The sequence below is a fragment of the Vibrio sp. 1078-1 genome, assembly GCF_033340475.1.
Map to the genome: position 1 here is coordinate 1 of NZ_JAWOWM010000828.1, position 531 is coordinate 531.

Here is a 531-nt window from a genome sequence, read left to right on the forward strand (position 1 = left end):
TTTGGTGATCGTTGTTTTCTGGGTGAAGCAGTACGTCCTCGCGGTAGAAACGACCAAAACACGCCAACGTCGCTTCTTTATCGAGAGTGTTCAATAAGCCGAATGCAAAAATTTTGCACGAACCGTTGTTTTCATTCGCGCCATTTTGCGTATTGCCATTCGTAAATGCAGCGGGCGTAAAATCGTAATTGTCTTCAATCACCGCCATCGTCGTTTCAAATTCAATCTTTTCAGGTGACGATGCCAGCGCATCAAGAAATTGTTGTAGTTCCATTTTCATTCCAAATCCTAATGCCATCGCAATCTCGCCAATGACACATTTGTTTCATAAAAAGCCCATATAAGAGTCATAAATCATACATATATTCAGAGCCTTACCAAATCACACGTCAATCAATGTTCTATTATCGTCCACTGCAGTGAATGAATAGATATCTGAAAATCATGCATTGAGCGACAGTATATCGGATTGATAAGGAGATATCATGACCACCCCACTTAAGGCAATAGGTGCAATGGCGTTATCGACGC

General features: G+C 41.4%; 1 protein-coding gene. It reads right to left on the reverse strand.

Translation table 11 applies throughout. The features are described 5' to 3' along the window. The coding region (locus R7190_RS30320) for a HopJ type III effector protein (RefSeq protein WP_318138268.1) at positions 1-274 on the reverse strand (274 nt) is incomplete at its 3' end. Between the last annotated feature and the right edge of the window lie 257 nt (positions 275-531).